The sequence below is a fragment of the Nodosilinea sp. LEGE 07298 genome, assembly GCF_015207265.1.
GTDB lineage: Bacteria > Cyanobacteriota > Cyanobacteriia > Phormidesmidales > Phormidesmidaceae > Nodosilinea.
Genome location: NZ_JADEXE010000053.1, coordinates 1 through 15,494 on the forward strand (window position 1 = coordinate 1; position 15,494 = coordinate 15,494).

Below are 15,494 nucleotides of genomic sequence, written 5' to 3' on the forward strand. Positions count from 1 at the left end.
GACAAAACCCCGCTCATAGGCCCGCAGCGCCTCAAAACGAGACTCTGCAAAGCTCAGCTGCGTCGCCATCAAACAGGCACCCGTCAGTTCCGCCAGCCCCACCGTGTCGCCAGTAGCATCTTCCGCCACCCAGCGAGTAGTGCCCACCACCACATTGGCAGGGTTCCAGTCGTAGTTTTCTGCTGACGCGATCGCCCCCATCAGCGCATAGACCGCCAGCATTTGCGTGCCCCCTGCCAGCAGCACGGGTCGGGTGCGACTCGCCGCCAGGGCCAACCCCGCCACTACCGGCTGCATCGGGTCGCCCACCGCTGCCACCACCGCTAGAGGATGAGGTGTTTGCGACAGTCCCGCTCGGGACAATCCCTCGGTAACTAACGCCTGCTTTTGGCTGTGGTTACAGGTCGGATGGCTGCTGTTGACCCGCTCCGCCGCATCTAACCCCAGCCCCGTGAGAACGCTTAATGCCGTCGTGGTACCCCCCACCACGCACTCCGCCAGCAGCAGATAGTTGGCTGCGACGGCCAGGGATTCCCCCTGCGCCAGCCCCTGCTGCCAAAGGTGATAAACCACATCTAGGGGTAGTGCGGCCCCGGTGCTCAGGCATTGAGCAGGCTTGCCCCCCAGCTCCACAGCAGAGACAGTCGGTGGCAGCGGCAGCCCAGCATTGAGAAGGCTGAGGGGAATCGTTTGGGCTGCAATAACGGCTTTAGCAATCAGCGCCGGAGAAGCCCCAGCCAAGAGCGGTGGTAGAGGATACTTGGGATTCGCAGTCAGGCCGTTGACCATGAACTCAGCATCGGCCAGAGCGGTAAAGCGGCGATCGCGCGGTGTTGCCCCCGCCGCCGAAATCCCTTCCACCAGCCCCGTTTCTGTAAATCCCAAGGTCAACACCAGCCTCGGGCACAGCCCCTGCACCCGCCCTAGCCAGTCTTTCCCCCGCTGATTCTGGGTATAAACCTTAATCAACGGCTCGCCCACAGAACTCACTACTCCACAAATAGCTCTCTCAAGGCAGGGTAAAGGGTTTGCAGTTTACGGTTCAGATTTAGCCTTAAACCTTTGTACCGTATACCCTGTACCGTTCACCGTGTACCCTCTACTCCTTCAACAAATCCTGCACCCACCCCGGCGGGGCTGGAATCTTCGCCCCCAGTCGCCCGAGCAGCAGCCAGGCGGCCAAATGCACCGTCAACAGGTACACCACATTACTGGCCAGCACCGATATCAAAGCCAGCACCTGCACCGCCTCCACATTGGCCTGCCCCAGCACGCTCACATCCAAAATGCCCAGACCCACTAGGCGCTCTAGGCCCCAGTTCAGCATTTGAGTGACCTGGGTGGTCAAGTACACCCACAGGTCTTCGCCCACCAGCACCGACGACAGCCACAGCCGAAAGAAAAAGCCAATCGTGCCCAGCAGCGCCCCAACCGCGATCGAAATGTACCAGTTAGCCCGACGCACCCAAAAAAAGCCTAGCTGTACCCCCAGCAGCGCGTAGGGAATCAGAAACAGCAGGCTGCGGGGTGGCCCCATCAGCACCGAGAGCAGTAGCCCCGACACCAGCGCCGACATCCACGCCGCCCGTGGTCCCCAGCGTAGGTACACCAGGGCCATCGGCAGCGGAAACAGAATGCGTAAAATTGGCCCCGGCGGAAAGTAGGTATTCACCAGCCAGATCAACGCGGCGGTGCTCGCCAAAAAGGCCGTTTCGACCATCGCTAGAGGGCCAGCTTTGAGACGGTGCGACAGATCTGGCCCGTCGGCTTCGGCCTCGGTGGTATGGTACTCCAGGTAGGTTTCTAACCCATCGAAGTCGCTCGCGGTAGACTCAGCCGGGGGCACAAAATTAGCCCCAGGGGCGGGGTCAGGGGGATGACTCATGAATAGCTAAACCAGCAGGCGTTCTAGGGCGTTGACATCGGGAATGCTCATCTGGTCTTTTTCCCGCACAATCAACCCTTTCTTCTCTAGCTTACTCAGTACACGGGTGACTGTCTCCCGGGCCAGACCGCTGAGGCTGCTGAGCTCACGGTGGGGCAGGTTGGGAATTTCGATCCCGCTACCGCTGCGCTGCCCTTGCCCATCGGCCAAAAAGAGAATGATATCGGCCACCCGCGAGGTGCTGTCAGACTCGCGCAGCCGCAGTCGTCGGTTCACCTGCCGCAGCCGACGGGCCATTAGCTGCGACAGGCGAATACCGGCCAGAGGTTGAGTATTTAAAAGTTTTACAAAGTCGTTGGAAGGCATGCTGCCAATCACCGTGGGCACCAGGGTAATCACGTCGGTGGAGCGGGGTACTTCTTCGAGCGGGGCCATTTCGCCAAACAGCTCGCCCTTGCCCAAAATATTTAGGGTGACCTCTTTGCCGTCGAGGTTGTAGGTGCGAATCTTCACCCAGCCTTCTAAAATGAAGTAAACCGAGTTGCCCCAGTCGTTTTCGAGCAAAATCACCTGATTGGCCGGGTGTCGACGCGAGACCACATGGCCAGTGGCTTCAGCTACAGCCTCTTCTGGCAAATCTTGAAATAGCAGCGCCGACCGAATGAGTTTTAGATCGGCGTCGGTATCTCGAGGGTTGTAGCGAGCATCCATTAATCACCCCAACATTAATTTTTTTGTTTAAGTTAGTGATATTAAATCGCCTCAACCCATCCTATCCCAGGGGAGGGGTAGAATTCTTCATTAGTATGCTTGGCGGTGGAATCCAAAGTCTTAGCACTATATCACTCTCTCCTAGGCAGAACAGGGGCGATCGAGGGTAAGATCTAAGCCCAAATTCCAGGTCGCTTTGAAGCACGGTGAAACCCATCTATACCCTTTGACAGCAATAACACCAGGGTATTGCCGTGATGATTTTTAGAGACGCCTGACATACACTTTGGCAATCGCTGGGGAAAGGTAAGCAAAGAGGTGGCTGTGCAGCAGGATGAACTGGAAGCTCTGGTAGCCGAAATTGACGCAATTTTGGGGGAAGCCGCCCCCCGGCTGCCCTGGGTAATGTCGAACGATGCCAATCAACGTCAGCTGTTAGCCCGCGCTCGGGCCTACCTGGCGGAGGCTAAGGCTACGCCTGCGACCCTTGACCCTAGCGGTCTGCCCAACGACCCTACCGCTGCGGCCTCTAGCCAGGTGCTCAAGGCGCTGCTGCAAGAGATGCAGTACCTGCGCGGGCAGACCATGCAAATTCTTGACCCGTTGCGCAATGAGGTCGCCACCCTGCGGCAGCAGCGCGAGCTGTTGCTACAGGAGGTACAGCAGCTTCAGCAGCAGCGATCGCAGATCGACCAAGGGGCGGCACTGCACCAGTTGCCCCCCAGTTGGGAGGCCGCCCTACAGCAGATGGCCCACCAGCTAGAAGCTCACCTGAGCAACCAGGTCAGTCAGTCAGTGCAGCGGCTAGAGATGGCTACTGCCAACACCTATGGTCTAGTCGAAGGCTCTGGCGAGGGCTCTGGCGAGGGCTCTGGGCCTGACGCCGATGCCCCTGGCCTTACTCCAGCCCAGCGGCTAGAGTTTCTAAAGCAGCTTCAAGCTCAGTCAGACCAGGTCATGCTGGGGCTTGATCAGTCGCTGCGATCGGTGTTTGAAACTCTACAGCAGAGCATTTACGGCTACCAAAATTCGCTCAACCAGAGCCTCAACCAGATGCATACCCTGGGCCAGCAGGGCGAGCTGATGTTTAGCGCCCTGGTCAACCATTTAGGCCAGCAGATCAACCAGGAAACCCTGGCGTATCTAGAGTCGGGGCAACGACGAGAACGGCCTCAGCCCCAGCTCGAAACCTCTGCCCCAGAAACCTTGACAGGCAATACTTTCGTCGAAGGGATCAGTCTGTCGCCCGATCTAGAAACCGATCTGGCCCTGGAAGCCCTCGATCTGGGGGGTGACCTCGATGAAGACATTACCGAACTCCAGCTCGATGAAGCCCTGGAGGCGGCTCTTGACCTCAACGAAGCCGATGCGGCTTTTCCCGATCTGCCGCTGCTCGATAGCCTCGATGCCGCTGCCGCCGATCCATCTCCGGCGGTGTCGCTACCAGAGCGGGAGAGCGACCTGAGTGCCGAAGTGGCGGCCGCTGGAGTAGAAACCGAATCGGCTTTAGATGACCTCTATCAAAGCTTATTTGGGGGCGATTTTTTTGCTGATGCCGCTGGAGCTGATGCTATTGGAGCTAAAGCCGCCGAGACCGCTGCTGAATTGACCGCATTTGAGGATGAGACTGGTGCGGATGAGGCCGTTGATCTCTTTTTAGACGTCGATCGCTCTGCTGATGCAAGCGATGCGATCGCAGATGGTCCGACCGCGATCGATGCCGACGAGCCGCTTGAGCCACCGCTAACAGGCGAGCTGCCCCGCCCTGACGATCTAACGATGCTGACTGAGGCGGCCGAAGTGGCCGAGACCGATACCAACCCAGAACGCTCTGACGATAATTTCAACAATCTGTTTGGTGACGCCCCCGCTGACCCCCTAGCCACCAACCTGGCGGGTTCGCTGGCCGCTGGCCAGGCTGACCTACCTGAAACCATAGAATCTTTTGATGATTTGCTGCCCCCCGGCCCTGGGGAAATGGGCGATTTAGACTCTATCGCCGACGATAATGACGATCAATTTGGCGGCTTTATGGCCGCCTCGCCCGACGAGGATTTGCTGGCCCAAGACGATCTACCAGTCACTGTCGACTACGAGCTGACCATGGATGAGTCCATGATCAACCAGCTCCGTCAAGACCTCAACAATTTAGAAACTGAGGCGGCAGAACCTGTCCTACCAGGTTTTTTTGAGCCCACACCCCAGCCAGAATCCCCCTTGCCGCCTTCAGATTCTGCTGTGCCCGCCGAGAGTGAGAGCCCCGAACCAGACCTTTTCTCCCCTGAAGATCTGTTCTCGTCTGAAGATCTTGGGCCAGCACCTAGTCCAGACAACCGCCCCTGGCCCGACGCCGATCGCCCGACCGAGGCTGCGGTTCCCGATCTGTTCAGCCTCGACCTATTTGAGGATGACTTCTCCACCCCACCGTCTTTAGACCTGCCTGAGGAGCTAGGCGACTTTGGCCCTGAGGACAGCGCCATCAACTCCTCGATTGACCTGAGCCTCTACGTGTCGGATGAGCCGACGCCAGATTTGAGCCAGCCTACTAGCGGCGAGCCTGAGCAAATCGATCTGTCGAATTTAGACGCTGATCTGCCCCCCAATTTAGCCGACCCGGCTGAATTCGAGCCTGACGCACTCAGCCCCAATACACCTATCCCCGATTGGGCCAACGTTGATTTATTTGATGACGCGGTGGTACCCCCTGCCTCTGAAGCCTCCAATCAGGTGCCCAACGTCGATCTGTTCAGTGACGAATCCTTCGCTGCACCTGCCCCCAATGACGACCTAGGGCTAGATCTGTTTGATCTGTCGCCGCTGGATGCGGAGGCCGCAGTTCCCGAAGGAATCGCCCCTCCGTCAGAGCTGACTGAAGATGTAGCAGCCCTAGATCTATTCGGTGATGCTACGGCTACGCCTGAAGTCACCCGCCCCGACGAATTGCCAGATCTATTTAGTAGCTCAGAGTCATCTCTGGCAAACAATGATCTAGCCGACAATCAGCCCCCATCTGCACCCGAACCCCCAGGACTGGAAGGTTCGGGACTGGATCAGTTTGATGGCTCCCAAGAATCTGCTGCTGACGAGGCGATCGATGATCAGGTAGGTATTGATTTATTCAATGAACCCGCCGCTGCTGAAACAGCAGCCGAGCCCCCCGAAGTTGACCTGTTTGGCGATCGCTCGTCCAGCCCCCCCGTACCCGAGGATCTGTTTGCTGCCCTCGATTCGTCGCCTGCCCCATCGCCTGCCGCGTCGCCTTTGGCCTCACTCTTGTCAGATCTAGACTTGAGCCTAGGTGCAGAGGAACCGGCCCTGGGTGAGTCGGGGTTAACCCTAAACGACCTCACCAATCTATCTGCCGATGCGGATCAGCTTAACCCGCCTACCCCAGAGCGATCGCCAGAGGCCCCCTCGACCGGCCCAACCGGCCCTTCGATTACCCTAGAAAACTTGCTGGGCGAGCTAACCCTCGACCCGCTAATGCCCCTGGCCCCAGAACCCAAACCTGGAGAAACCCTAGACGATCTCACTACTGACGCCCAGTTTGGTTCAAGCTCTGGCCCAGCCCCGGATGGAGCTGACGACCTTACCCTGGGTGGTCTTGACCTGGGGGCAGAACGTGGCACCAGCGGACCTCCAGAATCTGCCCTACAGCCCGATCTACCGCCAGACGATGCGATCGCTGATCTGTTTGCGGAGGATAATTCCTCCCCAGGGCTAACCGCAAATGACTGGACCCTAGAGGATTTGGGTCTGGGAGACGAACCTGCTGCGCCACAAGAGGGCTCAAACCTGACGGCTTCCACCGGGCCAGAGATTGGGCCAGATTCAGAGCTAACCTTAGACACCTGGGGAATGGCGGGGTCACCTGCACCTAGCCCCGAACCTGGTTCCCAGGGACCACCGCTCTCGATTACCCTCGACGATTTAAACCTGACTTTAGATCCGCTGGGGCCAGACCAGCCAGATCCATCGGAGACTTCATCGATCGCAGATAGTCCCGGTTCGCTAGATGATCTGGCGGCTTTAGGGGAAAGCTGGCCTGAAAGCCCTGGATCCACCTCCCCTGCTCAAGACGCCCAGGCGGAAACCGCTACGGACTGGCAGCGCGAAATTAGCCTCGACAACATTTTGGATGCCGCTGGGGCAAGTTCTCTGGCAGAACTTAACTTAGAGGCTCAGCCAGAGCCGCCTGCCTCCTTTGACCCCATTCAGTCAGCGGCAGCAGAGACAGCCGAGTCGATGGAATCGATGATCGACTTTATCAATCTGGATGCGCTGCTGGGGGAGCCCATTGATCCTATAGCCTCAAAACCTAGCCTTGATCTCGACCTCGATCTCAGCTTGGATGACTTAGACCTCGACGCGATCGCAGAGCCAGCGCAAGAGCCAGAGCCACTGTTTCCGGCTCAACCACCAGAGCCAGAGCCCGCTACCTGGCTAGATGCGGAAACTGAGGGCGATTCGCAAAGCGTCCAGGAACCTACGCTAAACGAGGATCTTTTCGGGAATCTCGCCTCTACCCCGGTTGATAGCGCCGGCCCAACGGACAATCGCCTCTCCCTCGATCTCGATCTTGACTTTAGCCTCGAATCAGAGGCTCCTGCTCCGCCCGACGATAGTCTGGGGCTTTCCCTAGACGATCTTTCCCTAGGGACTACTACAGAATCCTCTGACGATAGTGACATCGCCGACTGGCTATCGGAAGCTGACCCAGAGCCGACGTCAGACCAGCCTCTCCCGTTGTCAGAAACCTGGTCGCTGACCTCAGCCACTACCTCCGCAGAACCCCCATACCTGGAGCCAATAGACCCGGAGCTAATAGACCCGAAGCCAGCAGACATGGCACCTGGCACCGAGCCTTTAGCGGACGCAGATCTGAGCTTAGATGCTCCGGCTCCAGCAGCGACAGATGATTTCTCTCTGGACGAACTCCTGTCTCTTGAGCCGGAAGCCCCTGGCCCTGAAGCCATCGACCTCGACATGCTCGATCTCGATGCGCTTGAACTAGGGCAGTCCACCGATCTAGAGCCACCCCGGCCAGACATAGAAGAGCCAGAGCAACTAGAGACTCCGGAATCTAATGCATTAGATCCCTTCGGGTTAGATCTGCTAGAGCCAGACTCTCCGGCATCAGACTCTCCGGCACCAGACTCTCCAGCGCCAGAGGGGCTAGAACTAGACCCCTTTGATTTAGCCAGCTTTGATCTAGAAACGAGTGAGCCAGAACAGCCGTTAGAGCAGCCGGAGCCAGCCCTGGAGCCGGTCGACCGTCTAGATGAGATCGTTTCTCAGGCGTTTGAGGCCGTGGCACCGGAGGCGATCGCCCCACCCGTGCTCGACCCTGTCGCCCCACGCCCTTTAGCTGAGCCTGAGCCTGCCCTTGACGAGCAAGCCGATCGGGCGGACATGCCGGATGAGTTTGATGGAGACGATGCGATCGCCTTCGAAGACCAGCCCGCCATCATTCCAGCCCCGCCTGACGCCTACGAGCCCGAGGCCACAGAGCCTACCCCTCTGTGGTTTTTAGGGTTAGATGTTGGCACCACGGGCCTATCAGCGGTGCTGTTAGAACGTCGCGGGGGGCAGGTGTACCCTCTTTACTGGGTCGATAATGCCATTTCAGGAGTGACGGCTGACAAATTCTTTCGGCTACCCAGCCTGGCCTCGGTCGGAGCGGTAGACGACACCGGCAGCTACCAAGTGCAATCGATCGGGTCCTCAACGCTGACGGTCAATTGGAGCGATAGCGACGCTACCGACCAGAGCACGGTCTTGCTCAAAGCTCTGAAGCCTTACCTGAAGCTGAGCATTCCGGCCGTGGTGGGCGATAGTGCTACCTCTCAACCCCACATTCAGTGGTCTGATCGCGATCGCCTGCCTCTGCAAATCTTTCAAGACAGCCTGCGAGAGCTGCTGGCTACGCTGCCCCAGGGGCTATCGTCAGAGGCCGCCTTCGGCGTGGGGGCGGTGGGTTTAGAGGCCCAGGCAATCGCCCAGGCGCTGAGCCAGCTGCGGGGGGTAGTGGTTAGCTACCCGGCCAACTGGCCCGACACCTACACCTTCAACCTGCGGGAGGCCGTACTGGGGGCAGGGCTAACTGCTACCCCCGACGATGTTTATTTTGTCGAAGATGCGATCGCGGCGGTGCTCTCAGGTCTACCCGACCCCTCGACGCCGCTGCCCGAGGGCAACGGCCAGCCCATGCAGCAGCAAACCCTCTACGCCTGCCCCTGGACTGGGGGGACTGTGGTGCTCTCCGCCGGGGCCAGTGTGACTGAGGTCGGCATCGTTAACCTGCCCGGTACCCTAAGCGATCTCACCTACAGCGACTTTGCCCTGCACTCCATGAGCTACGCGGGCGACGCCATTGACCTTGATATTGTTTGCCACCTGCTACACCCAGCAGAACGCCGCCAGAGCCGACCGGTTGAAGGCTCTGGCCGCTCCGCTGAGGCAACAGGCTGGGGTTGGCAGGCCGCCATGCCCGAGCTAGATGGCACCCACTGGCACGACCTCGACCTCGACGGCTGCGACATGCCGCGCCCGGCGGAGCCTGATATTGCCCGTCGTCAGCGCCTCTACCAGCGTCTAGAATCTTCCCTGCTAGGCCAGAGCGTGCTTGAAGCCGCTCGCCACCTGAAGATCATCCTTCAGCACCAGCCCCAGTTTGAGCTGGAGCTGGCCGACCAGCGCTGGATTGTACGCAGCAAAGACTTAGAAGACCGCATTATTCTGCCCTATATTCAGCGCATCAACGGCCACTTAAATCGGTTGCTGAGTGAATCTGGATTAAATACCCAGGGCATCAACCAGGTCATTTGCACGGGTGGCAGCGGCTCGCTACCCAAGATTGCCCGCTGGCTGCGGCAAAAGTTCCCCAATGCCACCATTGTGCAAGACACCTACCACAGCGATCGCCCCCCTAGCTGTAGCCGAGTCACCTACGGTTTGGTCAACCTAGTGCGCTACCCCCAGGCCCTAGACCTGACTCGCCACCAGTACAGCGACATGTTCCTGCTGATGGAGGTGCTACGTGCCCTACCCGAGCAACCCATGCCTCTCAGCGGCATTCTGCACCTGCTTAAAGAGCGGGGGCTGAATGTTGAAGCCTGCCAGGCCCACCTGATGGCGCTGCTCGAAGGTCGCCTGCCCCCCGGCCTGCTGCCCAACACCGCCAGCGGTCCTCTGGTGCTGGCTCCCGCCAGCGACGAGTTGGTAACGCTAGCCACTACACCGCTATTTACCCGCCCTAGCGGCCAGGTGTATGTGCCTAACCTGGAGCAGGGCGCACGGCTGCAGACCTACATGGATCAGCTTTTGGCCGACAAGCACCAGACGCTAATTGACCCCCTACTGAGTCAGCTTACGGTGCTTAATGTATAGGCTGAGCGCAAATCTGTAGGGTAATGACCCAGTTACTCCCCCCAACAAACGACCCGGTTGCGGCCCTCCTGCTTGGCTCGGTAGAGGGCCTGGTCAGCTTCAGAGATTAGGGTCTGGAGAGAGGTATTGCGGCTAGGAACTTGGCAGGCCACCCCTGAGCTAATGGTGATATAAACCGTCTCAGTGGCCGTCTTGAAATTTACGATGTTGAGGTCGCGAATACGGGCGCGAATGGTTTCGGCCAGGGTAGCCGCTCCGGCGAGATCAGTATGGGGTAAGACCACCGCAAACTCTTCCCCACCGTAGCGGGCCACTATATCGGGCAGGCGGTTAACCATTTGTTGACTAGTTTGAGCTACGGTGGTGAGGCAGTCATCGCCAGTCGGGTGCCCGTGGTAATCGTTGAACTGCTTGAAGTGATCAACATCAAATATGATCAGCGAGAGGGGCGATTGGCTGCGGCTCAGGCGCTTCCATTCACGCTGAAGCACGGTATCAAAGTAGCGACGATTGGCAATTTGGGTTAACTCATCGCGGTGGCTTAAGTCGTTGAGGCGTTGGTTGGCCCGCTCTAGGGCCTGGTTGGTTTCGGCCAGGCACTTAGCTTGGCACTGCACCTGGCTCAATAGGTTGGCCTGCTGCACCGCGATCGCCAATTGGTCAGCCACCTGCGCTAGCAGGTCTGCTTCGCCTGACTCCCACCGTCGGTAGTCGGTACAGGTCTGAACAATTAAGAACCCCCACAGATTATCCAGCTCATCGAGTTGGGGGTGCAAAATGGGAGCCACGATCGCCGACTTAGCGGCCATCGACTTGATCCAAGGGCTGAGGCAGAGATTGTCGATCTCGGCGTCTAGATCGACAATCGCTCTAACAGTGCCCTGACCATAATGTTGGTGGCAACGCTGCCGTAGTCCCTCTGCCTGCCATTGCCTGGAGGCAAGATCAATGGAACAGGTGGGCTGGGCCGTAGCCCGAATAATCGCTCCGCTGTGGTCGGAGGTGAATTGAATAAGGAGGGTGCGATCGACCTGTAAGTGCCGCTGCACCTCTTCTGTAGCGGTACCTAAAATGCTTTGTAGATCTAGCGTTTGGCGAATGCGCTGGGTAATTTGCCAGAGAGTATGCTCGCGCGCTACTTTGCGCTGTAGGGCTAGTTCAGCGGCTTTGCGATCGCTGAGGTCTTGAATTAGCGCAAAATATCCCTGCACGGTGCCTTCTACGCTATAGTCGGGCACCAGCGTACCCTGCACGTAGCGGTTCCCTCCGGCCTTATAGGGCATGACGGCTTCAAATACTACCGTCTCCCCAGCCAGGGCGCGATCGACGTTTACTTTGGCCCATTGATAGGCGGTTGTACCAATCACCGATTCTAGGGGTTGACCATAGATGTCTTCAGGCTTGACCCCAAACCAGGCCTGGTAGGTGACATTGGCATATTGATAACAACGATTTTTGTCTACGTAGGAGACACAAACCGGCAGCGAATCTATTAACTGCTGTAGCAGATGTAATTGGGCGTAAACCTGAATCTGCTTATTAACTTTAGCCTCATGTCGCCATGCGGTGGAGGGTAGGCTTAATTCTACGGATTCTGGCGTAATTTCGTTCCAAAATCGGGAATTATTGTGTTTATCTCTTGGCACCTTGGCCATGGAGAAAGTCCTTTGAAATTGGATGAATCAAGTAGATATACGAGCAAAATCCAGTTATTCTCTTTCCCCAGGCCTTAACTCTAGCAATGCAGAGAGCTATTACCCACCAGAAAAGTAGTAAAGCCTATCTTTACAAAAAAATATCTCAATCATATCTGCCCCGAGGATTAGAAAGGAGGGATAGGTTAGTACTAGACACGTGAATCAAGCATTGTAGATACAAGAGTGGCAGGGGGTGTGCCACGATCCCCATCACACCTCAATGCTCACCGCGACAGCAAAATTTTTTAATCTGCTATCAACTGTCGCCTCAAGCGATCGCCAAGTAGGCCGATCAGGGGTAGTTCCCCAGGGGCTCACACGGCGATCGCGCTGCCGAACGTACAGTTTTGCTGCTCGGCGAGGGTGGGCTGACTGACTAGTCTCAGCCCACCAGGGGCACTCTGCTACTCAATCAGCAAGGTTTTCGTCATAATCACCATCCACACTGTCCCCTCTGGGGAGGCTGCGCCCACGGCTCCGCTCAGTGACCGCGTCTCGACTTCGCTCGACGACCATGTCTCAGTGCTGGGCGGTGCGGGGATGGGGTCGCTCTAGTCGTTGGGGTCGGCGTAACCGTGGGCATGGAGGATTTTGATAGTGCGATTCTCCGGGACGGAGACGCTTCGCGAACAATGCCTGCAAGGCTGCCGTAGAGCATGTGGCGCACCCGCTCGGGCCGGGGCTGGGGTCTCGCAGATTGAGACGGCGGAATGTTCGACGCGCCGCTGGCGTCGGGTTCGAGGTATTCAAACATCGGTTCTGTGTTCCTTCTATGGGTTTGAGGAAGACAGAACGCGAAAACCCTAGTAGACAGCGGCATAAGTGTGGCGACTATTGCCAATCGCGAGGGAGCAGGGGAGCTAGGGAGCCAAGCAAGCCGGAATAGTCGACTTATTTCAGCCTTCGAGTACTAGCTAATTGTAGCTGAGGTGCAAACTGGGAGAGCTAGGGTACGATCGACCTTAGCCCGATAATCTGGTGTGAGATTTTCGGGGTTAGCTGTCTGTTGATGGTTCCAACGCCTTCAGACAGCGCCAAAGTTTTCGAGTTCTGCACGGCCACCGTTCGGGTTGAACGGTTTAATGTAAGAGAGTACCGGTACAATCGCTCCCCGTCAATCGTGGAGCGAGGGACGACCAGAAAAGGGAAGTGGTTAGATTAAATCCCATAACAGTGGTTTTAAGAATACTCTCTAGACAACTGTAGCTGCTTGATTAATGGTGGGTAAGCTAGTTTTAGCCGCTCAGGACTAAATAATTGCGTAAGCATGGAAAATAGTGAGATACAGAAAAGACACTTTACTGCTCTTAGAGAAAAGTATCAAATAAATCGGCATAAAAATGCGGCTTTTGATAATTTTTTGTATCTAATATTAAGAAAGGCTGAACTAGGCATTCAAATCACAAGCCTGGAGCTTCAATGGCTAGCAGACAACCGTCTTTTCGGAGCCATTGAAATTATTTCTTTGCAAGAATATCAGGCAGGAGATCTGAAAAGACTGGAAGCTGAATATTTGAGTCTGCGAACTAAATATAAAATTCCAGAAGAGTCAGAGCTTCCGGTTACCAGCCCAGTTTATTCAATACTTTGGAAATTAGAGGCTGGAGATTTTCCCACAGATTCAGAACTGGAGTTGCTAAATAGCTGCGACCTTACAGAAACAACTGCCTTGATTCGAGAGATCTTGAATTTTTCAAAATTAAAAATTAGCTATAAAGCAACTGGATATCTAGAATACTTTCCCGAAGAAAATCTCTACTCAATCCTAAAAAAACTGGATACGCAAGAGCCTTTGTCTGACCCTGAGGCTGATTGGCTTCTTGAGCATAATTTTGAGGAAACACTAGAAATTCACTGGCAGCAGGAGGATGAGAGGAAAGCTATAGTTGAGCTTTCGGAATTGAAAGCAAAATATCATATTTCTTCATACTTATCTATTCATGACCCGCTCTACACTATTTTGAAGAAGATAGAACAGAACCAAGACCTTGAAGATAATGAATGCAAATGGCTTCAGCAGCAGAATCTACCCCAGCTAGTCGCGATTGATCGAAACTGGAAGGATATCAAGTTATTCAAAGAGCTCAAAGCAAAGTATCAAGCGACTCGACATAAAGATTCCGATTCTTCCAGTAAATTGTTTTTGATTCTAAAGAATATAGAATCTGAAGTAATGGAGGATGAGATCCAATGGCTAATCAATGAAGAACTGCCTAAAACAGCAGAGATTGCCAAAGCAAAACACTTTAAGATATTGAAATCAAAATATCAAATTGTGGGGCAATTAGCAGCCGATCCATTTTATACGATCATGCTCAAGCTTGAACACGAGGAACGACTTGATCCCAAGCAAGTGATTCAGCTCATTGAAGAAGGTCGCCTTTCTCGACATGGGAAAATAGCAGCCGCCTACTACAGGCTAGAAGCAATATTTTATGAAAAAGAGTATCAAAGAACTGGCAACAAGTGGAACCTACCTAGCGCAAGTAGTAATTGGCGCAAGGCAAACGAACCTGAAAATGCACTAAAAATTACAGAGAATGTGAACTGGAATAGGCTCCAAGGAGTTGATCTAAAAGCGGCTTTATTAGTCACAAGAGGCGCATCACTTCGAGATGTCAATCGACTAGAAGAAGCAGAAGACTGTGCAGAGCAAGCAATGAAATGTCAGCCTGACAGCCACCAGCCTTACACCTTATTGGGTGCAATTTGCTATGATAAAGGCAAATACCTAGAAGGTGATAATTGGTTTGAGATGGCGGCAGAACGTGGAGCGAATGATACAGACAATGAAATTGAAAAAATTGTCCGAATGACAAAGGACAAAGATAAACGCAAAGAAGTTTCGAAGTATCTTCTTGAAAAAGATCTGGTTCGTTACGCTTGGGCAAATACCTATCTTAAGTAAAAGAAAATCAAAAGATAGAAGCATTTAGAATTTTGCAAGCGCAATCGCCTTAACACCAAATCCTGTTTTGGCCTCTAACACAAACTAACTTACAGTCCCAAGCAACCCGTTTGCGTTCCTTATTACTATCTGGCGGGCTGCGATCGCTTACTCATCAAAAGACCCAAGCACTTTAATATTGCACTACGATCGCACCATCCCCCCGCTCAACCAAAGCACCATGCTCACCGTTAGCCCAGAGCGCATTCAGCTGCCCCCCGGCAGTACCGTTACCCTGCACTACCAAACCTGGGACGACTACGAGACCCTGCTAACCAGCCGTCGCGACGATGCCGCCATCAAAATTCGCTTCAACGCCCACACCCAACAGATTTCGATCATGGCTCCCATGGCTGGCCACGGTAGACGCATTGATACCCTGGTTGATCTGGTCAAAGCATTGCTACGCCATCAGGGACGCGACTGGGATAGCTCTCACCCAGTGACCTTAAAGCGTCTGCGCGAAGCCGGAGCCGAACCCAACGCCTGCTTCTATATTCAAAATTGGCAGGCCGTTCTGGGCAAAGAGCGGATTGACCTAGCCACTGACCCGCCCCCCGACTTGGCAATTGAGATGGATCTCACTTCTGCGACAGACCTAGAGGTGTACGAAACCCTAGCGGTGCCAGAGGTGTGGATCTATCGCCAAGGCCAGTTAATGCTTTATATCCTGACCGAATCAGGCTACGACGATCGCCCTACCAGCCTTGCATTGCCCACCGTAGATGTGAAAGCTCTGCTGCCCCAGTATGTTGAGCGGGCCTGGGCGGCAGGATCTAGCGTGGCTCTGCGAGAGTTCGAGCAGCATCTCTAAACCCAGGCTTAGGCAGACCGTGCAAAAAGGGACCGGATGCCTGGGCAATAG

The 15,494-nt window shown here is 55.4% G+C and carries 8 protein-coding genes; 3 read left to right on the forward strand and 5 right to left on the reverse strand.

What is annotated here, in order from left to right; all coding sequences use genetic code 11:
- From cobT to IQ273_RS09810, 3 genes are all read right to left on the reverse strand, one after another.
- The coding region (cobT, locus tag IQ273_RS09800) for a nicotinate mononucleotide-dependent phosphoribosyltransferase CobT (protein WP_313898064.1) at nucleotides 1-981 on the reverse strand (981 nt) is incomplete at its 3' end.
- A gap of 118 nt (nucleotides 982-1,099) precedes the next feature.
- On the reverse strand, nucleotides 1,100-1,885 hold the full coding sequence (locus IQ273_RS09805; protein ID WP_194022988.1) for a DUF2232 domain-containing protein: 786 nt from the start codon (nucleotides 1,883-1,885) through the stop codon (nucleotides 1,100-1,102).
- 6 nt (nucleotides 1,886-1,891) lie between these two features.
- Nucleotides 1,892-2,596, reverse strand: a complete 705-nt coding sequence (locus IQ273_RS09810) for a Crp/Fnr family transcriptional regulator (RefSeq protein ID WP_194022989.1) — start codon at nucleotides 2,594-2,596, stop codon at nucleotides 1,892-1,894.
- A gap of 324 nt (nucleotides 2,597-2,920) precedes the next feature.
- Between IQ273_RS09810 and IQ273_RS09815 the strand changes: the two genes are divergently transcribed.
- Nucleotides 2,921-9,985: a hypothetical protein gene (locus IQ273_RS09815; protein WP_194022990.1), complete on the forward strand. Its 7,065-nt coding sequence runs from the start codon at nucleotides 2,921-2,923 to the stop codon at nucleotides 9,983-9,985.
- A gap of 32 nt (nucleotides 9,986-10,017) precedes the next feature.
- Here the strand turns inward: IQ273_RS09815 and IQ273_RS09820 are convergent, their stop codons facing one another.
- Nucleotides 10,018-11,640, reverse strand: a complete 1,623-nt coding sequence (locus IQ273_RS09820; RefSeq protein ID WP_194022991.1) for a diguanylate cyclase domain-containing protein — start codon at nucleotides 11,638-11,640, stop codon at nucleotides 10,018-10,020.
- Between the two features lie 523 nt (nucleotides 11,641-12,163).
- Nucleotides 12,164-12,436: a hypothetical protein gene (locus tag IQ273_RS33590; protein WP_397197477.1), complete on the reverse strand. Its 273-nt coding sequence runs from the start codon at nucleotides 12,434-12,436 to the stop codon at nucleotides 12,164-12,166.
- Nucleotides 12,437-12,949: 513 nt separating this feature from the next.
- Between IQ273_RS33590 and IQ273_RS09830 the strand changes: the two genes are divergently transcribed.
- Complete coding sequence (locus tag IQ273_RS09830; protein ID WP_194022992.1) at nucleotides 12,950-14,590, forward strand: hypothetical protein; 1,641 nt, start codon at nucleotides 12,950-12,952, stop codon at nucleotides 14,588-14,590.
- A gap of 220 nt (nucleotides 14,591-14,810) precedes the next feature.
- Nucleotides 14,811-15,443, forward strand: a complete 633-nt coding sequence (locus IQ273_RS09835) for a Uma2 family endonuclease (RefSeq protein ID WP_194023005.1) — start codon at nucleotides 14,811-14,813, stop codon at nucleotides 15,441-15,443.
- The last annotated feature ends 51 nt before the right edge of the window (nucleotides 15,444-15,494 follow it).